At 44.8% G+C, this 20,317-nt stretch carries 19 protein-coding genes; 3 read left to right on the forward strand and 16 right to left on the reverse strand.

Going from position 1 to position 20,317, the window contains the following annotated elements; all coding sequences use genetic code 11:
- Positions 1-9: 9 nt before the first annotated feature.
- From ACTSEZ_RS20675 to ACTSEZ_RS20685, 3 genes are all read right to left on the reverse strand, one after another.
- Positions 10-1,239 (reverse strand): metallophosphoesterase family protein, encoded by a 1,230-nt coding sequence (locus ACTSEZ_RS20675; RefSeq protein WP_369736119.1) that lies wholly within the window; start codon positions 1,237-1,239, stop codon positions 10-12.
- A gap of 578 nt (positions 1,240-1,817) precedes the next feature.
- Complete coding sequence (locus ACTSEZ_RS20680; RefSeq protein WP_369736120.1) at positions 1,818-3,080, reverse strand: ABC transporter permease; 1,263 nt, start codon at positions 3,078-3,080, stop codon at positions 1,818-1,820.
- Positions 3,073-3,972, reverse strand: coding sequence for an ABC transporter ATP-binding protein (locus ACTSEZ_RS20685; protein WP_369736121.1), 900 nt, complete (start codon positions 3,970-3,972; stop codon positions 3,073-3,075). Before ACTSEZ_RS20685 ends, ACTSEZ_RS20680 begins: the two co-directional genes overlap by 8 nt.
- A 129-nt stretch (positions 3,973-4,101) precedes the next feature.
- On the opposite strand from ACTSEZ_RS20685, the gene ACTSEZ_RS20690 reads away from it, so the two are divergent.
- The gene (locus tag ACTSEZ_RS20690; protein WP_369736122.1) at positions 4,102-4,287 is read left to right on the forward strand and encodes a YhzD family protein; all 186 of its coding nucleotides are present in this window, start codon (positions 4,102-4,104) and stop codon (positions 4,285-4,287) included.
- Positions 4,288-4,351: 64 nt separating this feature from the next.
- Here the strand turns inward: ACTSEZ_RS20690 and ACTSEZ_RS20695 are convergent, their stop codons facing one another.
- The 5 genes from ACTSEZ_RS20695 to ACTSEZ_RS20715 all read right to left on the reverse strand — a co-directional run bounded on the left by ACTSEZ_RS20695 (position 4,352) and on the right by ACTSEZ_RS20715 (position 9,965).
- Positions 4,352-5,122: an enoyl-CoA hydratase gene (locus ACTSEZ_RS20695; RefSeq protein WP_369736123.1), complete on the reverse strand. Its 771-nt coding sequence runs from the start codon at positions 5,120-5,122 to the stop codon at positions 4,352-4,354.
- An 83-nt stretch (positions 5,123-5,205) separates the two neighbouring features.
- Complete coding sequence (locus ACTSEZ_RS20700) at positions 5,206-6,357, reverse strand: thiolase family protein (RefSeq protein WP_369736124.1); 1,152 nt, start codon at positions 6,355-6,357, stop codon at positions 5,206-5,208.
- Positions 6,354-7,217: a 3-hydroxyacyl-CoA dehydrogenase family protein gene (locus ACTSEZ_RS20705; RefSeq protein ID WP_369736125.1), complete on the reverse strand. Its 864-nt coding sequence runs from the start codon at positions 7,215-7,217 to the stop codon at positions 6,354-6,356. The genes ACTSEZ_RS20700 and ACTSEZ_RS20705 overlap by 4 nt, the downstream gene beginning before the upstream one ends.
- Positions 7,218-7,238: 21 nt before the next feature.
- A complete protein-coding gene (locus tag ACTSEZ_RS20710) occupies positions 7,239-8,387 on the reverse strand; it encodes an acyl-CoA dehydrogenase family protein (protein ID WP_369736126.1) in 1,149 nt (382 codons plus the stop codon).
- An 18-nt stretch (positions 8,388-8,405) separates the two neighbouring features.
- On the reverse strand, positions 8,406-9,965 hold the full coding sequence (locus ACTSEZ_RS20715) for a fatty acid--CoA ligase (protein ID WP_369736127.1): 1,560 nt from the start codon (positions 9,963-9,965) through the stop codon (positions 8,406-8,408).
- 471 nt (positions 9,966-10,436) lie between these two features.
- Here ACTSEZ_RS20715 and arr point away from each other — a divergent pair, with 471 nt between their 5' ends.
- The gene (gene arr, locus ACTSEZ_RS20720) at positions 10,437-10,853 is read left to right on the forward strand and encodes an NAD(+)--rifampin ADP-ribosyltransferase (RefSeq protein WP_369736128.1); all 417 of its coding nucleotides are present in this window, start codon (positions 10,437-10,439) and stop codon (positions 10,851-10,853) included.
- A gap of 144 nt (positions 10,854-10,997) precedes the next feature.
- Here the strand turns inward: arr and ACTSEZ_RS20725 are convergent, their stop codons facing one another.
- Positions 10,998-11,486, reverse strand: a complete 489-nt coding sequence (locus tag ACTSEZ_RS20725) for a hypothetical protein (RefSeq protein WP_369736129.1) — start codon at positions 11,484-11,486, stop codon at positions 10,998-11,000.
- 225 nt (positions 11,487-11,711) lie between these two features.
- Between ACTSEZ_RS20725 and ACTSEZ_RS20730 the strand changes: the two genes are divergently transcribed.
- Complete coding sequence (locus tag ACTSEZ_RS20730; protein ID WP_369736130.1) at positions 11,712-12,242, forward strand: P-loop nucleotide/nucleoside kinase family protein; 531 nt, start codon at positions 11,712-11,714, stop codon at positions 12,240-12,242.
- A gap of 126 nt (positions 12,243-12,368) precedes the next feature.
- On the opposite strand, the gene ACTSEZ_RS20735 is transcribed toward ACTSEZ_RS20730, so the two are convergent.
- The 7 genes from ACTSEZ_RS20735 to ACTSEZ_RS20765 all read right to left on the reverse strand — a co-directional run bounded on the left by ACTSEZ_RS20735 (position 12,369) and on the right by ACTSEZ_RS20765 (position 20,207).
- On the reverse strand, positions 12,369-13,865 hold the full coding sequence (locus tag ACTSEZ_RS20735) for a coproporphyrinogen III oxidase (protein WP_369736131.1): 1,497 nt from the start codon (positions 13,863-13,865) through the stop codon (positions 12,369-12,371).
- A gap of 250 nt (positions 13,866-14,115) precedes the next feature.
- Positions 14,116-14,844: a Cof-type HAD-IIB family hydrolase gene (locus tag ACTSEZ_RS20740; RefSeq protein WP_369736132.1), complete on the reverse strand. Its 729-nt coding sequence runs from the start codon at positions 14,842-14,844 to the stop codon at positions 14,116-14,118.
- A gap of 74 nt (positions 14,845-14,918) precedes the next feature.
- The gene (locus ACTSEZ_RS20745; protein WP_369736133.1) at positions 14,919-15,398 is read right to left on the reverse strand and encodes a hypothetical protein; all 480 of its coding nucleotides are present in this window, start codon (positions 15,396-15,398) and stop codon (positions 14,919-14,921) included.
- Positions 15,399-15,554: 156 nt separating this feature from the next.
- Positions 15,555-16,478: an FkbM family methyltransferase gene (locus ACTSEZ_RS20750; RefSeq protein ID WP_369736134.1), complete on the reverse strand. Its 924-nt coding sequence runs from the start codon at positions 16,476-16,478 to the stop codon at positions 15,555-15,557.
- Between the two features lie 322 nt (positions 16,479-16,800).
- Positions 16,801-17,667 carry a Cof-type HAD-IIB family hydrolase gene (locus tag ACTSEZ_RS20755; protein WP_369736135.1) on the reverse strand — a complete coding sequence of 289 codons (867 nt, stop codon included), beginning with the start codon at positions 17,665-17,667 and terminating at the stop codon, positions 16,801-16,803.
- Positions 17,668-18,627: 960 nt separating this feature from the next.
- Positions 18,628-18,981, reverse strand: coding sequence for a YlbF/YmcA family competence regulator (locus tag ACTSEZ_RS20760; RefSeq protein ID WP_369736136.1), 354 nt, complete (start codon positions 18,979-18,981; stop codon positions 18,628-18,630).
- Between the two features lie 89 nt (positions 18,982-19,070).
- Positions 19,071-20,207, reverse strand: coding sequence for a DUF445 domain-containing protein (locus ACTSEZ_RS20765; RefSeq protein ID WP_369736137.1), 1,137 nt, complete (start codon positions 20,205-20,207; stop codon positions 19,071-19,073).
- Positions 20,208-20,317: the final 110 nt, after the last annotated feature.

A 20,317-nucleotide genomic window follows, 5' to 3' on the forward strand; every position in this document is an offset into this window, starting at 1 on the left:
TCCTCCGCCTCACAATCTTCTATGTTTAAAAAGTTCCTGAAAAATCAGGGTTTCTGCCTCTTTTTTGATCTGCTCTTTTTCTTCTTCCCCGAAATCCTGCATGTGTTTTCTATAAACAGGGTGATGTCTGAGCGGCTGCAAGGCATCATCAAATTGATCAAATTCCCGGATCATCTCTGTCAGGTCTTTCAGAAAATGAGAATCAAGCTGCAGGGTATCTGCGCTTGAAATTGGCATCGTTTCATTGATAACAGACGAAATCCATACAAAATTTTCTCTGTCGCTTTCTTCTTCGTTCCACTGTTCAAGCATGTCAGAGAGGACCGGTTCCTCTTTAAGGGCATGATAGAAATCAGTTGTACCGGTTAACCGGACCGTGACAACAACAGGTTCCCTGCTGCTTCTCATGTCATCCAGTCCCTGATGCAGGCGGTTCAGCATGTCCTGAAAGCTGCCGTCTGCTGAAAGCTGAAGTTCCTCCCACCTCACATCGTGAAGCTGCACAAATGAATAAGAGGTTTCCGCTTCCGTCATGGAAACGAGATAACAGCCCTTTTCACCTGTCTCCTTTCGGTTCCTGCCCTGTACATTCCCTGAATAAAGAATGGGAGGATCCTGTTCCCGAAGAGACATGCGCTTGTGTATATGCCCGAGCGCCCAGTAGTCGAATTCTTTCTGTAGCAGATCCCCTGCAGTAAACGGCGCATACGCATCATGCTCCGTATTTCCGCTGACAGAGCCATGCAGCAGGCCAATATGGAAATCTGCGCCTTTTTGTTTTTCAAAAGCTGCAGTCATGTTTTCATAGACGGCTCTCTCCGGATAGCTGCGCCCGTACAAATGAACAATCGTTCCATTCTTTTCAAACACCTTGCATTCAGCCTGCTTTTCCGAAAAGACATGTACATTTGCAGGCCAGCTTAAATCCAGCCACTTTCCGCTTAAATGATCATGATTTCCGTGAATAACGTACACGGGAATGCCGTTTTCGTCCAGCTTCTCAAACGCCTTCTTCAGCCTCAGCTGCGCTTTCAGGCTGCGGTCCTCCCCGTCGTACAAATCACCGGCAATCAGCATAAAATCAACTTTTTCATCAATTGCAAGCACCGTCAAACGGTCCAAAGCGGCAAACGTACTCTCCTTAAGCCTCTCAAAAATCGGACCTGCCAGCTGCTGCATCCCCAAAAAAGGACTGTCCACATGCAAATCAGCCGCATGAATAAATCGAATCCCCTTCATCTCGAACCTTCCTTTACTTTTCTCTTATTCTATATTGTACCATCATAGAAATACGAATGCACGTTCTGCACAGAAATGCGGAATCGCTCGTTTAACTCCGGGAAACAGCCTTTACTTGATGGTTCTTATAAGCCCGATAAGTGCCACCAACCTCTGAGTTTTTTGGATTGATGGTTCTTATCAGCCCGATAAGTGCCATCAAACCCTGAGTTTCTTGACTTGATGGTTCTTATCAGCCCCGATAAGTGCCACCAAACTCTGAGTTTCTTGGATTGATGGTTCTTATCAGCCCAATAAGTGCCACCAACCTCTGAGTTTCTTGACTTAATGGTTCTTATAAGCCCAATAAGTGCCACCAACCTCCTAGTTTTTTGGCTTGATGGTTCTTACAAACCCAATAAGTGCCACCAACCTCCTAGCTTTTTGGATTGATGGTTCTTGTAAGCTCAATAAGTGCCACCAAACCCTGAGTTTCTTGACTTAATGGTTCTTATCAGCCCGTTAAGCGCCACCAACCTTTAAGTTTTTGACCTGCCCACAAAAAAAACCAGAGCCCAACCGGCTCTGATTTCTTTTGCTTACTGATCCTTCGCAATATCCATTGCTTTTTTAATATCCTTGAAGGAGGATGACTTTCCATACATCAGCACTCCGCCTTTATACACTCTGGCACCAATGACGGCAAGAGCTGTGATTGTGGCAATCAACAGTCCGATCGACAGCGCCACTTCCCAGACAGGGACTGAAAGCATGCCGACTCTGAGAAACATGATCATCGGCGAAAATAGAGGGATAAAGGAAGTAACTGTAATGAATGTTGCCTCCGGATTACCAAGTCCGAACATGGCGATGAAAAAGGCTGCCATTATGATGAACGTCAGCGGCGAAATCATTTGCTGTACATCTTCGATTCTCGTAACGAGTGATCCGAGAAACGCAGCAAGGGTGGCAAAAAGAAAATAGCCGAGCAGGAAGAAAACCACTGCGTATACAAGAGTCCCAGCCGGTATATCCGAGAAGCTTAAGAAGCCTCCGCCTGCAAGTCCGCCGCTTTCAAGACTTTCTCTCATCGAATAGTAGCCTACCAGAATAATTAATCCAAACTGAGTCAGGCTGAGCAGTCCGATTCCAAGAAGCTTTGCAAACATCTGCTTGACCGGAGAGACGCTGCTGATCAGAATTTCCATTACTCTCGATGATTTTTCAACAGCAACCTCCATGGCAATCATGCTCGCATACAAGATGACGGCGAAATAAATAATGAAGAGAAGAACATAGACAAGTCCTCTTGCCTGATTTAATTCTTCCTCTGATTTCGCATTATCAAGAAGCGCTGTGCTTTTTACCTCTACAGGTGAAAATAACTGGTTCAGGTCCTCCTGCTCAAGGCCAAGGTTTGCCGTGCCCGCTGCAAGCTTCGTCTGCTGCAGGGCCTGTTCAAACGTGCCCGCAATACTTGAGTCCGCTATGCTTCTGGCAAAATAGGAACCTTGCGGAAAACCGTCTCCATCAAGAGTCAGAATGAAGTAGCCTTCCATCTTTTCATCAAGTACGGCTTTTTTCAGCTCATCCTCAGGCTGATCCGTTTTTTCGAGTTCCAAATTTTTATCAAGAGCAGCCGTATTCTGTTCAAAAATGCCATATAGCTGATCGCTCTCAGTCTGATCAATCACTGCTATTCTTTCAGCTTCTTGGTCTTCTTTATTAAAAAACTCAATAACAGTTTGCACGTTTGAGAGTCCGACAATCAGCAGGAGAATAATCCCTGTTGTGATTAAAAAAGATTTTGTCTTTAACTTGCTGACATACGTATGAAAAAGAATAATCCAGAACTTATTCATAGACTGCACCCGCCTTTTCAATGAAAATATCATTCAGGGACGGTTCTGCCAGTTCAAATTTCCGCACAAATCCTCTGCCGGACAGGGATGCAAAGATTTCCTGCGATATTTCCTCCCCTGTAACCTGAAGCTCTGCACCTGATGACGTCTGTCTGTATTTTGTCACGCCTTTCATATGCTGCAGATCATCCATTTCAAAATCCCCGTGAATAATGACATTCTTTTTGCCGAATGATCGTTTGATCTCCTTCAAATTTCCGTGAACAACAGGCTTTCCTCTGTGAAGGATGCACAGATGCTGGCACAGTTCCTCTACATGCTCCATCCTGTGGCTTGAGAAAACGATGGAGGTTCCCTGTTTTTTCAGATCAAGCACAGCTTCTTTCAGCAGCTCCACATTAACAGGGTCAAGACCGCTGAACGGTTCATCAAGGATCAATAGCTTTGGCCTGTGAAGAACAGCTGTTATGAATTGAATTTTCTGCTGGTTGCCTTTCGACAGGTCTTCTACTTTTTTGCCTGCATATTCAGGTACCCTGAATCGATCAAGCCATTTTTCCATTTCGGAAAGAGCTTCCTGCTTTTTCATCCCTTTTAGCCGTCCAAGGTAAATCAGCTGATCCCGCACTTTCACTTTTGGGTACAATCCCCGTTCTTCTGGCAGATATCCGATTGAATCGCTCGCATGATAGCCTATTGGTTTTCCGTCCCATGAAATATGGCCCTCTGATGGATTTAAAAGACCCAGTATCATCCTGAACGTCGTTGTTTTCCCTGCACCGTTTGCTCCAAGAAGCCCGAACATTTCACTTTCCGGAATGGCAAGCGACAAGTCGTTTACAGCTGTATGAGTCCCGAACCTTTTCGTAATGCCTTCTAGTTTTAATGTCATCCTGATTCCTCCTGTCCGTTTATGTACGTTCCGTGTCATACAAATGTTTCATCTATTGCAGGAAAAAAAGAAAAAAGTGAGAATACCTTAAAAGAAGCCTGATCAATCACAAGCAAAGGGGGCCATCATATGGGCTTGTATTACTTAACGGCATTTGGCAAAGACGGGGAAAAATTATTGGATGAAAGCTTTGAAGCAGCCACTGATCACGAAGCAAAACAAATCGGCACGCAGAAGCTCGAAGAAAAGGATGCACTGAAAAAAACGCACCGCTGCACGACCTCGAGCGGACAATTAATCCTTTTTGAAAGATAATATAAAAAATCGCTCAAATTATGAGCGATTTTTTATTTGTGTCCGAAAATCAAGCTGAGGCCTTTTACTTCCCCGTAAACTGTGGTTTTCTTTTTTCCAGGAAGGCTTTGATGCCTTCTTTATGATCTTCAGACTGGCGCATGTTGTACTGCGTTTCTTTTTCAAGTGTAAGAATTTGCTGAAGCTCCTCTTTGCCTGAGAATGAATAGATGTTTTTAGAAGCGATCATTGCTTTGACCGGTCTTTGGAGCATGCCGCCGACAAGCGTCTTTACTGTGTCCAGCAGATCCGCATCTGTCACCTGATCAACAAGACCGAGATTGAGGGCAGCATCTGCCGTCAGCTTTTCGCCGCTCCAGATTAAGTGTTTGGCTTTCGTTTCTCCAAGACGTTTCTTCATAAAATAATGGCCGCCGCCGTCAGGAACAAGGCCGATGCCGATGAAATTCATGGCAAGGACCGCGCTTGAATGTGCAACGACGTAATCTGCTGCAAGGGCAAGGCTGAAGCCCAGTCCTGCTGCAGGCCCGTGAATCGCGCTTATAGTCACTTTAGGCATCGTATGAAAGGTGGTGACTACCTCTGAAATCAGATCCATGACCTGTGAAAACCCTTCGTTATCCATTGAATTCAGCATCGTTTTAATATCTCCGCCGGCAGAAAAGCCTCTTCCGCTTCCGGAGAGAATGACGACATCCGCTTCACTTTCTGCCGCCTGTTTAAACGCCTGCAGCAATTCTTCAAGCATTTGCCCGTTCATCGCGTTTAGAACTTCCGGTCTGTTCATTTCAATTGTTGCATATCTTCCGTGCACCCCGTATGTAACTGTTTCCATGTTCATCCCCCTTGCTGATTTTTAAACCCATCCAGTTTATTATAGCTCATTCCAGACTGAATTGATATTATTTTCAGATAACTTTACATTCGCTCGATGATCGTTGCGGTTGCCATTCCATGACCGATGCAGATCGTCAGCAGTCCGTACCTTGCTTCTCTTCTGTGAAGCTCCTGAATCAGAGACGTCATCAGTTTGGCGCCCGTTGCGCCAAGAGGGTGTCCGAGTGCGATGGCGCCGCCGTTTACGTTCACTTTATCAAGATCCGCTCCAGTTTCCTTTTGCCATGCAAGTACAACTGGCGCGAACGCTTCATTGATTTCAAAAAGGTCGATATCGTTCACAGTTAATCCGCTTTTCTGCAGCACTTTTTGCGTAGCCGGGATCACTCCTTCAAGCATGTAGGTCGGATCAGATCCGACAACTGCCTGAGCGACGATCCTTGCTTTTGCTTTGAGGCCAAGCTCTTTCGCTTTTTCTGCCTCCATGAGCAATACAGCGGCTGCCCCGTCACTCATCTGGCTTGCGTTTCCGGCCGTGACCGCACCATCCTCTTTAAACACCGTTTTCAAGCCTGCTAGTGCTTCAAGTGATGTATCCGCCCGCGGTCCTTCATCCTGATCGAAGTCTATCTCTTCCCCGTCTTTATTCAGGCCCTTTAAAGGCACAATTTCAGATTGAAAGAGTCCTTTTTCTATCGCAGCGAGCGCCCGCTGATGGCTCCTTAATGCGTACTCATCAAGCTCTCTCCGTGAAATCCCATGTTTCTCTGCAATCATTTCGGCGGAGATTCCCTGATGGACAAAATGATATTTTTGATGGAGGCTCTCAGGAATGGTCTGCTCATTTCCATCGCTTAAAATCGGCACCTTTGTCATGCTTTCCACACCTCCTGCAATGACAATGTCCATATCGCCTGAACGGATTTCCTGGCATGCAAAATGGATGGCCTGCTGGCCGGAGCCGCACATCCGGTTAATTTGAACGGCCGGCACACTGACCGGGAATCCCGCATCAAGGAGAGCGAGCCGGCCAATGTTGAATCCCTGTTCAGCAATGGGAGAGACACAGCCCATCACAACATCCTCAATCAGATCTTTGGAAACGCCGGCTCTTTTCACTACTTCATCAAGCACGGCTGCAGCAAGATGAACAGGGTGTGTTTCACGCAGGGCCCCTTTTCTTTTTCCCACTGCGGTTCTGACAGCTTCAACGATGACTACGTCCCTGGTCATTTTTTCTCCCCTCCGTATGTGTAAAATCCTTTTCCGGTTTTGCGTCCGTAATGCCCCGCCTCAACAAGTTTTCTGAGCAGCTGCGGCGGAAGAAACCTGTCTCCGTAAGCATCTGCCATGCCGTTGCTTACAAACAGCATCGTATCAAGGCCGACCAGATCGGCAAGCTCAAGCGGTCCCATCGGATAATTCAGCCCAAGCCTGACTGCTTTGTCAATGTCTTCTGCACTTGCAATTCCTTCTTCATATATGCGGATGCATTCGAGCATATGGGCAGAGAGAGCCCTTGTCGTGACAAACCCCTGAGCGTCCTTAACAAGCACCGTTTCTTTCCCCGTTTCTTCAGAAAGCTGTCTGATGACTTCAATTGTTTCATCTGACGTATCCACGCCTCTTACAATTTCAATCAGTTTCATGACAGGAGCCGGATTGAACCAGTGCATGCCAATCACTTTGTCCGGCCTTTTCGTTGCGGCAGCGATTGCTGTGACGCTGAGCTCAGACGTATTTGTTGCCAGAATGACATTTGAGTCGGTACATCCATCAAGCTCGGAAAAAACGTTCTTTTTCAGCTCGAGATTTTCAGGAACAGCTTCTACAATAAGCTCTGCCTGTTTTACTGCATCTGCAAGCACCGTATACGTTTCAATGTTTGCCAGAGCTTGTGATTTCCCTTCATCCGTCAGATGTCCTGCTTTCACAAAACGGGAGAGACTCTTTTCAATGCCGGCAAGTGCTTTTCCCAGCACTTGCTCTGAAAGATCGTATAAATAAACGGTTTTCCCGGCTGCTGCAAATGCCTGGGCAATCCCGCTTCCCATCAGGCCAGAGCCAATGACGGCAATTTTTTGTATGCTCATAGAAGAATCCTCCTCTGCCTTTTATGCAAGATTCATATTTTTAACGATGATGGTTTTCATGATTTCATTTGTTCCTGCATAGATGGCGGAAACAGGTATGTCCCTGTACCTTCTTGCAATCTCGTACTCTTCCATGTAGCCGTAGCCCCCATGAAGCTGCATCACTTCAGCGGCTGTCTTTTTAGCCATGTCGGTGATCCAGTACTTGGCCATGGAAACGCGTGTGACCGCATTTTTGCCTGCAAGATGATCTTCAATGACCGAATCAAGAAATGTCCGGCCAATTTCAATTTCAGTGGCCATTTCAGCGAGCCTGAACTGAACGGTCTGAAAATCGCTGATTGATTTGCCGAACGCTTTTCTTTGCTTTGTGTAGTCTTTTGCGATGCTGAGCATTCTTTCTGCTGAAGTCTGCGCACCGATTGCAACAAGCAGCCGTTCCTGCTGCAGCTTTTCCATTAAGTAATAAAATCCCATTCCTTCCTCACCCAATAGATTCGCAGCAGGCACTTTGCAGTCTTCAAAAATAAGTTCAGCTGTGTCCTGGGCATGTAGCCCGACTTTTTCAAGCTTTCTGCCTCTTTTAAAGCCCGGAGTATCCCTCTCTACTACGATCAGGCTGATGCCTTTATGCGCTGGGACTGCCTTTGGATCTGTCTTGCAGACTACAATCACCAGATCAGATGAAATCCCGTTAGTAATAAAGGTCTTTTCGCCATTTAAAAGATAATAGTCTCCTTGTTTTTTAGCGGTTGTTTTTACTGCAGAGAGATCAGACCCCGCCCCCGGCTCTGTCATGGCGATGGCTGTGATTGTTTCTCCAGTCACGCACGTTGGCATGAACCGGTCTTTAAGCTCTTCTGAGCCGTAAGACTCGAAATACGGCACGGTAATGTCATTGTGAAGACTCACTCCGATAAAGCTTGACCCCACTTTTTCAAGCTCTTCGTTAATAATGACGGAATAGGAAAAATCAACGCCTGACCCGCCGTATTTTTCATCTGCCCATGGACACAGGAACCCCTGCTCCCCCATTTTGATCCATAATTCTCTCGGGATCATCCCGGCTTTTTCCCACTCATCATAGTACGGGACGGCTTCTTTCTGTAAAAACTTTCTCAGCGATTCCCTGAAAATATGGTGTTCTTTCTGCAAATACGAAGCTGCCATTTCGTTCATCCCCCTGTTTTATGCGCTTGGCTGTTCAGCAAGTTTTTCCCTTAATAAAAATTTCTGGATTTTTCCGCTTGCGTTTCGCGGCAATGCATCCACAAAATGATACTTCCGCGGCCTTTTATATGGCGCGAGCTTATCGCTTGTTCTGCAGAACTCATCAAGCTCCTCTTCTGTTAATCCGGCTTCTTTTCTCACAATGAAGGCCGTCACGCACTCGCCCCATTTTTCATGCGGTTCACCGAGAACGGCTGCATCGAGCACTCCTTTATGTTCGAACAGAACATCCTCGACTTCACGAGGATACACATTTTCTCCGCCGCTGATGATCATGTCATCCACCCTGTCGGCTACAAAAAGAAAACCGTCCCCATCAAGGAATCCAAGGTCTCCCGAATGATACCATCCTTTGTAAAGAGCTTTTTCAGTCGCCTCTGGCATATTAAAATACCCCGCCATCACACATGGTCCTTTGACGATAATTTCGCCGACCTCGCCTGGAGGCAGAACGTCATCAGGTTCTGACGGGCCTGATTCATTTGGTTTTACAATCCTGAGCTCATGTCCAAAGCACACTTTGCCGGCAGATCCCACCTTTGTCAGCTGCTCATCCTCTGAAAGGAATGTGACAGCAGGTCCCATTTCGGTCATGCCGTAAGCCTGGATTAAGTCTGTTCCTAACTTCTCCTTGCAGAGCTTAACAAGGGCAGGAGCCATTGGAGCGGCACCGTACAAGCCAAGTCTGAGTGTAGACAAGTCGTAGTTTTCAATCTTTTCCTGCAGCATCATATTCCACATCGTCGGCGCACCGAAGAAAACGGTGATTTTCTCCTCTTCCATCAGCTGCAGCACAAGCTCCGGCTCAAAATGGTGCAGAATCACGTTGCTTCCGCCAACCTGTACCCTCGGAAGAAAACAGCAGTGAAGCTCTGCACAGTGAAACATCGGTGCTGCTACAAGGCCTCTGTCGTCCTTAGTCAGTCTTTTGGCGGCAATGCACACATGGTTCTGCTCAATCATATCCCGATGTCTGTGAAGCACGCCTTTCGGGCGGCCAGTCGTCCCGCTAGTGTACATGATCGCATACAGATCATTTTCAGTAATATGCATCTCTTCAAGCCGGCTGTTTCCGTGTTTCACCTGTTCGTGATAACTTACCGCATAGGAAGGTGCTTCATTGTCGATAAACCAGAAGGAGATTTCGCTGAACTGCGAATGAATCTCGTCAATCTGCGGCTGCAGAGCACGCTCAAACAGGACAATGGCAGGCTTGGCATCATTCAGAATATAGGCGACTTCCTGTGACTTCAGCCTGAAGTTGATCGGATTGATGACAGCTCCAATTTTTGCGCTGGCAAAATAAGCCGTGCCAAGCTCGATTGTATTGAATAAATAGGTTGATATTCTGTCCCCTTTTTTAACGCCGGCATCAAGGAATGCATTGGCAAGCTTATTTACTTCCTTCTGCCACTCCGAATAGCTCCATCTGATGCCTCTGCGTACATCGTAAATGGCTTCCTTTGAAGGGTATTTTTCAGCAGTTAAATCAAACACTCGGCCGATTGTTGAATACATGGAAACTCCTCCTTTAGATAGAAAGCGTTTACAAAACAAGTGTGACTTCTATGTATGCCCTTTAATAACATTCCTCTCTTTTCTGAAAATTCCTTCAATGGATTTGTAAGTTTTGGGAAACTTGTATTTTGAAATGCATCGATTTTTGCCTGCATTTTCTTTTACTTGCCGATTTTGTCTGATTACTTGCATAACACGACATTTTAGTTGAAGAGATCGGGGTTTTACTTGCAGAAATGTGTAAGTTACTTGAGAATTTCCATCTGCCTCCTAATGCAAATCTTAGAAAAAGACAAAAAAATGACCAGCCGGCTGGCTGGTGTAAAGAACTAAATCATAGGGTATATGCCGTTCTCTCTCATTCTCTCTACTTATATTATACTCCTAATTAAACATTATTTATAGACTACTATTTCTGCAGGTCCCGTCCTATACTGTTATGTACAAATACAAAAAAAGAGGTGTATCAGTATGAGTGATAAGAAAAATGCGTTAGATAATGGTCCTTTCTTTCACGGTACGAAAGCAGCACTGAAAATTGGAGATCTATTAGAACCCCAGCATTTATCAAATTACCAGGACAAAAAATCCAACTATATTTATTTCACTGCAACACTGGATGCCGCTAAATGGGGCGCTGAATTAGCATCATCTAAATTACAAGAAAGAATATATATCGTTGAACCATTAGGAGATTTTGAAAATGACCCGAATGTAACCGACAAAAAATTTCCTGGAAATCCAACTCGTTCTTACAGGTCTAAAGCTCCTTTGAAAATAATAGCTGAGTTAAGTTCATGGGAAAGACATTCGGAAGAACAAATCAATCACATGCTGACAACTTTAAAAAAGTTACGTGAACAAGGACAAGCTGTCATTTACGATTAATCTTCAGCGACTATAAAAAAGCACAATTTCTCAATATCAGTCAACTTCTTAAACTTATCTTTAGTTACTGATTCATCCCATCTAACTAAAAAACCGCAACGATTTGTGTTGCGGTTTTTTAGTGCTGTTTTATAGATTTCCTTTTTAATACTCTTCCTCAAGCGTCACATCATGTTTTTCAGCAAGCGCCTCGAGGTCTGCGGTGTACTCTCTGATCATTTTACGCGCAGCTGCAAGTTTTTCGTTTGCTTCAATGATTTTTCCGCGATCCTGCTGTTCAAGGCCCGCGATGATCAGGATAAATCCTGCATGCTGAAGATTGGCTGCTTCGATATAGTGCTCATGAAGCACTTTCAGCTCTTTTGATTCAATTTCTACTTCTTCCAGGTCGGCAATGAAGGAATTGTAAACGGGTGATACTTCATCCACCATCACGGAATACATGACATCATCACTTGTGTAATTATCTCCTGACACACTGTCATAGGCTGTAATGGCCGACACTTCTTTTTCGGTGACCTCAGGAAGCACATCATTTACATACGTCAGCAATTCTTCCTGAACAGGATCGGCCGAACAGCCGGCAAGCATGAACGCAAACAACAGCAGACATCCGCCCAATCGTTTAATCATCTCCTGCCTCCTCTCACTCCTTAAAGCTATTCAGGCAGGAGATGTCTGATGTTAGGAGGATGAGCTGAAAATTTTTAGGATACTGAGTCTTATTGGCGTCCCGTCTGTGGTGTAAACCTGTAAATAACACGTTTAAGGGGAGTTAGATGAAAGAAGGAACATAATCATACAGCACAGAATACCTTAAAAATTTTAATAAATCTGATGAAAAAAGGGGGATTTCATGTGTTCGAGAAATCTGCATTAGATTACCTTTATCGTGAGAAAGATAATGTTACCCCTTTAGTAGTAATAATGTGCGGACTAGCCGGTTCTGGAAAAACGACCCTCTCTCAAAAACTGGAAAAGTCGGGTTTTGTACGCCTTTCTATAGATGAAGAAGTCTGGTCTGCCAATGGCCGGTACGGAATTGATTATCCAATTGAAAAATATAGAGAATATCTGAATCAGGCTCATTTAAGGTTACGGAATAAATTAGTAAGGCTAATTCACAATAAGGAACAAGTAGTGGTTGACTCCAGTTTTTGGAGAAAGGCTGAAAGGGTTGAATATAAGCAGCTAATTGAAGCTGCCGGAGGTAAATGGTGTATTATTTATTTGAAAGTGAGTCATGCTGATTTACTTAATCGTCTAAAGGTGAGAAGCAACCGGTTTGACGCAAATGCCGCCTTCCCAATAACAGAGGATATACTAACTGGTTTCCTGAATCGTTTCGAAGTTCCAAATGGCGAAGGAGAGATTGTCATTGAGTATTAAGCAGAACACATTCCAGTAATCATGCTTCCAAAAAAACACACCGCTAAATGCGGTGTGAATTCGTGTACTTATTTTAATTAGAGCCGGAGTTGTGAGTTAAGGATTTCCTTCACAAAAAGGAAAGTCTCAAGACTCAAACATTTCTTCAAGCAGCCTGATTTTTTCTTCTGTATAATGCTTGAAGCTGTCATTGTATGACTTCGGGTCTTTCGGATTTGCAAATTGCGTGATTTTTCCTGTTTCAGGGTGGATGAATTTGCTCGCAGCACCGCAGCCGATTCCGATAATGGTCTGCTGTTCTTCCATGATCATGATGTTGTAGATGCTGTCCTGGCCTTCGAGCGCGTACCCGACGTTTTCGAGGTTGCCCAGGATATTTTTCTGGCGGTACAAGTAATATGGCGTATAGCCATTAGCATCTGTCCACTGCACAGCGCGGTTCATCATCTCTTCGATTTCTCCGCGGTCTGCCACTTTATACCTTTGTTTGTTGCGCGTCATTTCTGATGCCCGTTTAAACGAAAGCGTGTGAACCGTCAGTGATTCCGGCATGAGCTTCTCGGTTTCAGACAGGGTGTAGTCAAATTCCTTCACTCCTTCACCCGGAAGTCCGATAATCAGATCCATGTTGATATTGTCCATGCCCATTTTTCTTGCTAAATGGAACTTATCAATGGTTTCTTGAACGGTATGATGGCGCCCGATCGCTTTCAGCGTTTCATCAATGTAGGACTGAGGATTGATGCTGATGCGGCTGATGTTCCATTTGTTCAGCACATCCAGCTTTTCTTCTGTTATCGTATCCGGACGGCCTGCTTCAACGGTCAGTTCCCGAATGTTTTCGACACCGGGGAATGCCGCGTACATTTCTTCATAGAGCATGTCCATTTCTTCTGCCGTAATGCTTGTCGGAGTGCCGCCTCCGTAATAGACGGTCGTGATTTTAATGCCCTTTTCCTTCAGCCATCTGCCCATTTCGCGGATCTCGTAGTGCAGTCCGCCAAGGAAGGAGTCAACAGAACCCTGTCTGCCGTTGATGGCGTAGGCAGGAAACGTGCAGTAGGCGCATTTTGTCGGGCAGAACGGGATGCCGATGTAGATGCTGACTTCCCTTGATAAGTCGTAAAGATCAGGCACAACACTCAGCTGTCTGTCGACAATCCTCTGCATGAGCGCGATCTTTTCGTCTGAAATTAAATACTCTTCTTTCAGCATGCGGTGTGCTTCTTCTTTGGACATGCCTTCGCGCAGCTTTTTGTGAAGCAGCTTCGTCGGCCTGATTCCAGTCAGAATTCCCCATTGCTGAATGATTCCGGTGTAATCCTGAAGAAGATTCAGATGCACGTATACGAGGGTATGCTTGATTTGTTTAAAAATCTCTTTATCCGTCAGCTGTCCGGATAATACTTTTTCATGCCGGGCTTCCCCGCTATATCCGTCCTGGCCGGAAAGCACGCCTTTTACAGAAACGCTTCCGTTTTTCCGTTCCACTTCGTAGGCAATCCGGATATCGGCTTCTTCCTCTTTAAAGAACAGCTCGGTTTCTTCATAAAACAAGTTTGATATTAACTGCAGCGGCCGGTGAAGACGTTCATCTTCTATGCCATTTATATAAAAACGCAAGACTCTCACCTTATCTTTATTGGATTCAAAACTTCTTTTAGTGTACAAAACATGGAGCGTGCGGTCAATTTTAATAACAAAAGCGCAAGCGCCAAGACCCGCTCCGATAGGCAGATAAGAATCCGGCAGAAAAGTCCGGGTTTGACTTTTTTGACGGATTTGTTCTGACAGAGGATCTAGGCGCTTGCGCTGGACGTAGAATTTCCTTAACAACGAAAAAACAGACGGCCGCTAAACCGTCTGTTCATTTTTAAAGCACATATTTTTTAATCGCTTCAGCGACTCCGTCTTCATCATTCGACAGTGTTACCCAGTCGGCAGCCTCTTTGACGGTATCCTGTGCATTGCCCATGGCGATGCCGAGTCCTGCCTCTTTGATCATGGCCATGTCATTCATGCTGTCTCCGCACGCCATGACATTTTCCATTGTGATGCCGAGAAGGCCGCACACTTTTTCAATGCCGCGCGCTTTGTTGACGCCCATCGTGTTGACCTCGAGGTTTGTCAGGCTTGAATTGGTGATCTCAAACTCTCCTCTGTCCTGAAGCTCTTTCAGGATGGTCTCGCGGGCTTTGTCGTCTTCAATCTCAAAGCCGAACTTCAGCCATTGATAGGCAGTCAGATCTTCCGGCATCTCATTAAAGAAAACCCGCTCTGTGCTTGTTGCCCAGTATCCGGTTTTGTGTGTTTTGGAAAGATCATACATCCAAGTGATTGCGTCGTTTTCCACAATGCTTCTGTGAACAAGTTCACCATGCTCATCCCAGATTTCGCTTCCGTTTACAGTAACAAGGTATGATTTTAGACTTAGAGATTTAGCAAGGTCTCTTAGTGTCGCCATGCTTCTTCCTGTGCTGATCACGACGTGCAGCCCTTTTTCTTCTGCTGCTTTTATAGCGGTGCGGTTCGCTTCTGAAATTTCTTTTTTCTCATTCAGAAGGGTGCCGTCCATGTCCAGTGCAATTAATTTTATATCCATTTTGTGAATCCTCCTATACCTTTTCAGCTCACTACATAATATCATGTCCATGAGGATTCACCAAAAGAATGGTCCTATACGCCGGCAGATTCCATGACATGGTATTCTTTAAACGAGTAGCTGAAAAGCTGGCGCTTGATCCTTCCTTTGTCACCGATCAGCCTGTACCAGCTTTGGCCCACATAAAGATGATTGGATAATAGAATTTCAAGCACATAGGCGATTCTGCTGTCTGCTTCTTCGCTCTCGATTTTCAATTTGCTTGAAAAAGCGAGAACAAAGTACGGTTTATCAGAATCGAGCTCAAGCACCTGCAAATGATAATGATCGCCATGCTTCCTGTTAAACTCCTCCAATACCTTCTCAAGACCGGCTTTTATGTCTATTTCGAATTTAGCAGCTTCATTCCAGTTTTCAACAAGCGCATCATAGAGCGACAGGGTCAGGATATAATGAGACGGATAGTCGGAAGGAGTGAATTCCTGCTTAGCATTTTGTTCTTCCAGCGGCACAATAATGAACTTTTCATAGTTTGAAAAGAAATCCCCTTTCATCTCTTTCCCTTCTTTCTTTAGTTAGTCATTCAAAACGATGTAATTGACCGAGAGACGCCAGCAAAAAAAAATAAAAATAATGGTACTTTATTATTTCTAAACATAACGCGAAATCCCTTCTCAAAAAATGAAAAGAGCTGTATGCAGTCCCCTCTTTCAAACAAGGGAATCTGCCAGCTCTTCATTGGTTGTAAGCAATAGATCTGTATGAACATACCGGGAATCAAACATGCTGTACAAGTCATCGATTGTGAGATTTTTCATTTTTACTAAAGTATCGTTATCCTGATAGACGTAGATTGTAAAATACCGGTTCAAATAGGCGAAAAACTCCTTCACGTCCACTCCTGATTTTCCAAAGTATTCACTGTTGAACTCAATAAACCCGAGAACACACCGGCTTTGTTCAAAAAGACGCTTCATGCCTTTCAGAACAAACGCTTCGTACCCTTCCACGTCAATTTTGAAGAGAACCGTCTGGTCCTGCAAGTCATTTTTAAACAGCGAATCAACTGTGATCGCCTTTACTGAGACCTGGTCAATCATACTGTGGGACGGTTTATAAGAAGCAGAAGAAGTTCCAGACCAGTGGTTATCAACGAAAAATTCCTTTTCCTCCCCGTCTTTATCAGATGCAAACGCATGAATGATCCTGATCTGCGCTGAATTAGGATGAGCATCCCTTGACTTTTGGATATATGTAAGCAAATTGCGGTTTGCTTCTATCCCGTAAATCTTGGCTTGCTTTGGGTAAGGAACGGAAAAGATGCATTCTCCGTAGTTGACGCCAATGTCTATAACGGTATCCGGCTGCAGGATTGTTACGGCGTTTTCCCAGAAAGACAGAAGTCTTTTTTGCGTGACGCCGCCGCTGATCAGCAGTGCCCTCCCCCGATTTTCCTTTGCGTCAACGTACAGGACGTTCGACGAGGGCATGACCACTTTGTCAGGAAGCTTCCTGATATCAAGCGTTTTGTATTTCAGCAGGATTCCTGCATCAATCAGCCCCTTCCAGAGCTTCGGGTAATGCTCCCACATTTTCATCAGAAACGGCTTGCGGACTGCTGCTTTGTTTATCATGATGAGCCTCCTTTTTCAGCATTCTTACGTATTTCTTATTAATCTATAAAAATCCTTTTAAAAGGGATACAGATTAACACAGAATTTACAAATGCTTTTGGAGGAAAAAGAACAAAAGCGGAAGCGCCTTGGTCAGATCCGATAGGCAGATAAGAATCCGGCGGAAAAGTCCGGGTCCCGCCTTTTTTGACGGATTTGTTCTGACAGAGGATCTAGGAGCTTACGCTTGCCGATGATAACTTTGTTATGTTATCCACAGCCTTTTATTCTTTGTAATTTCCTGGTTAACAATGAAAAAACCGCAGCTCCCGGCTGCGGTTTCCTAACGGTCCACCTTCAGTTTATCCAAAAATTCAATGCGGTGCTGTTTTCTGAAATGCTCTTTGACCATGTAGGCAACTCCCTGGTCATCGTTGCTTCTTGTTATCCAGTCCGCTGCTTTTTTTACAGAATGCGGAGCATTTCCCATTGCCACACCCAAACCTGCGAGCTCAATCATGTTCATATCGTCCCCTGCATCACCGATTGCAACCATTTCCTCCTGTGCAATGCCGAGATGCTGGCCGATCAGCCTTAAACCATTTTCCTTTGAAACTCCTTTTGCTGTTATCTCAAGCATGGAAGGGTTCTTCACTCTTACTGTAATACCTTCAAACGCATTGGCAAGAAGATTCTCTGCCTCAAGGCATGACTCTGTCTCAGAGAAATAAACATCAAGCTTAGGTGCAGCGAGCGGTTCATCCCTTAAATTTTCCCCAAGCGATTCGACGAATTGAACAGGATAAAAAAGCGGATCTTTCGGACTCAGCAGCGTTTTCCCCAAAATAGAAGAAGATACCTTTTTCCGGTTGCCAAGCGAAAACCGTTCGTGCACAATGCGCACGTTGCAGTCGAACGTTTCCAGCACCTGAACGAGGTTGAATGTCTTTTCCTCTGAGATCCTGTTTTCATACAGCGATCTGTCCACTTTATCAGAAACAAACGCTCCGCTGTGAGTGACAAGCAAATTATTTATCTTCAGTGCCTTTGCAAGTTTTTTTGCCATCTGAAAATGGCGGCTTGTCACGAGAGTCACATAAACTCCCTTGTTTTGCACATATTGGACCGCTTCCCTTGTTGAAGGTTCAAGACGGCCGTTTGAACGGAGCAGGGTTCCGTCAATATTTAATGCCAGTAGTCGGTAGATCACAGTGAATCCCCCTTCAGCTGATGTCTGATTTCTAATATAGGAATATGTCCTTTTGAACTGAAATAGAACGATAGAAAAGCAGATATGCCTTAACAGAAAAGGAAAGAGCCATGTAATCGCACAAACGCAAACAGCTCTGAGGCATGTGCCTCAGAGCTGTTCTATAAGTTAAAACCCCGATATTTGATTTTCTCCCATTGTTTCAGGTCCTGTTACCCGCAGGATCTGAACGCAAAACGGCACTGCCGGTCATCCCCATAACCGCAGACCAAAGAATAGGTATAATAAAAACGCTTACATTTATTATTACAATTTTTTTCCGTTTTGACAAGAGCTTTCCGCGAAAAAATGTAAGCGGTTAAATAGTTCTTTTATTTCGAAAAATCGAATTTTAAAGCGTCGATGGGGGATGGCAGCATTATTACGGAATGGCGCTACTCACGAGGATCCTTCTCCGTTAAAAGTGGCAGCACTACAGCGAGTGATGCCATTAACCAGGATCCTTCTCCAAAAAAGTGGCAGCACTACAGCGAGTGACGCCACTAACCAGGGTCCTTCTCCAAAAAAAGTGGCAGCACTACAGCGAGTGATGCCACTAACCAGGATCCTTCTCCAAAAAAAGTGGCAGCACTACAGCGAGTGATGCCACTAACCAGGATCCTTCTCCAAAAAAAGTGGCAGCACTACAGCGAGTGATGCCACTAACCAGGATCCTTCTCCAAAGAGAGTGGCAGCACTACAGCGAGTGATGCCACTAACCAGGATCCTTCTCCAAAAAAAGTGGCAGCACTACAAGGATTGGCGCCACTAACGAGGATCTGATTGATAAAATATCACATGCTCAACATTAAAAAGGATAGCTCCTCTTAGAAAGTTCCTTTCACATAAAAAAAACCGAACTAATTATTGCTAGTTCGGATTTTCCAATGTCTCAAATACGTAAGTCACATCTTCTTTTTATTACTGCTCAAGACTCCCGTAAAGCTCTTCAAGCGGCTTCATGATGATTTTGTTGAGTTCTGCAATTGTCATGCTCATGCGCTGTTCTGCTTCCATGAGCTTTGAGATTTTGTCGTGCTGCTGAACGAGGGCAACGGATTTTTGCGCCTGTTCGATTTCATCCTGTGTGATTTCCTGGCCGGACATTTGCTTTTGCTGAAGGTTCAGCTGAACATCTCTGAAGCTTTCAAACAGCGTGCGTGCCGAGCTGTCTGAGTTCACTTCATCATAAAGGTTTTTTAATGTTTTAAAATCATCGCTATCGCGAAGTGCTTTCTCAAGGCTGTAGCCTAAATCATATACATTTGCAGACATAATTGTCCTCCTAACATCTTTTCGCCTTTTATGCAGGCTCCTACCACTATAACAGACTATTCCCGGAATTTCATTTCGTGCCCATTGCGCTAGTTCAGCAGCATGACGATAATGCCCTGAAGTGCTCCGATCAGACCGCCAAGCAATGCGCCAAGATACGTGATCATCGTAAATTCGCGTCTTGAAATGCCAAGCACCATTTCTTCAAGCCGTGATACAGAAAAAGATTGAACCTGTTCTTTGACAATGTCGTGAAGGTGCATCTGTCCAAGCATGTGATCCAGGTTGTTGTGCAGATAATCAACGGCTTTTGCCGTCATTTTTGGAATCAGGTCCTCCTGTATCCATTCAGAGTAAGGCATTAAATACTGTGAAACCGGTGCGTTCAGCCGCTCTTTGATGCCGATTTCTTTGAGGATGGCTTCTTGTGCTGCATCAGCAAGATCTTCGAGCCTGAATTTTTCTGCCGCTTCGCCAACATTCAGATTCTGTATGTTTGCCCATTCTTTTTCGAGGACAGATGTAATCAGCCGCTTTGTTTCCCCGTTGCGGAGAAATTTCAGAACTTCCGGCTGCACTTTGTCAAATACACTTGTGTTTCCGAGGAACATCTGGACCATGCCGCCGAGCATGCCCCTTTCTGCCAGAAAATCATCAATCATCCGTCTCAAGCGCTGTTTACCTTCATCGCTCTGGAAATAGTCACTGCCTTTTTTCAGGATAAAATCTGCGGCCTGCGGAATGGACTGCTGAATTTTCTCAAGAAGTGTTTCCGGGAGAGCTTCTTTGATGGAAAGATCTTTATAATGAGCTGTTTTTTCTGCTATTTTTTCACCCAGCAGATCCTTAAGCCATCTTTCCGCCTTGTCATCCAGGTCCTTTATGCCAAAATCTGCTGCAAACTCCGTCACGGTTTTGCTGCTTGAAATCAGCTTTTCCGCTTCTTTGGCTGTCCATAATGTCAGTGTCTGATGAAACTCTTCATTAGCAAGCTTCCGCTTGATGCCGTCCGGAGTGAGGAGGTGCCCCACAACCATTTTCCCCATTTGATCTGCCAGTTCATCACGTCGTTTAGGAATCAGACCCGGAGTAAACGGAACCTTTTTCCCGAATAGATACTTTGCTTCATGCGGCTTAAATAGCATTTTGATGGCGAGATGATTTGTTACCCCGCCGATTGCCGCTCCAATCACGACCATGAATACGATTGTCATTAATGCTGTCATCTTCATCTACCTTCCAAAATCTCACCGTTTGAGTAATTTTTCATAAGATGCTTCTATCAGCTTCTGCCTATAGGAATATTATAGAGCTTGTTAGAAAAGTGAGCAAATGA

It is taken from the genome of Metabacillus mesotrionivorans (assembly GCF_052171315.1).
In the GTDB taxonomy this organism is placed as follows: Bacteria; Bacillota; Bacilli; order Bacillales; family Bacillaceae; genus Bacillus_P.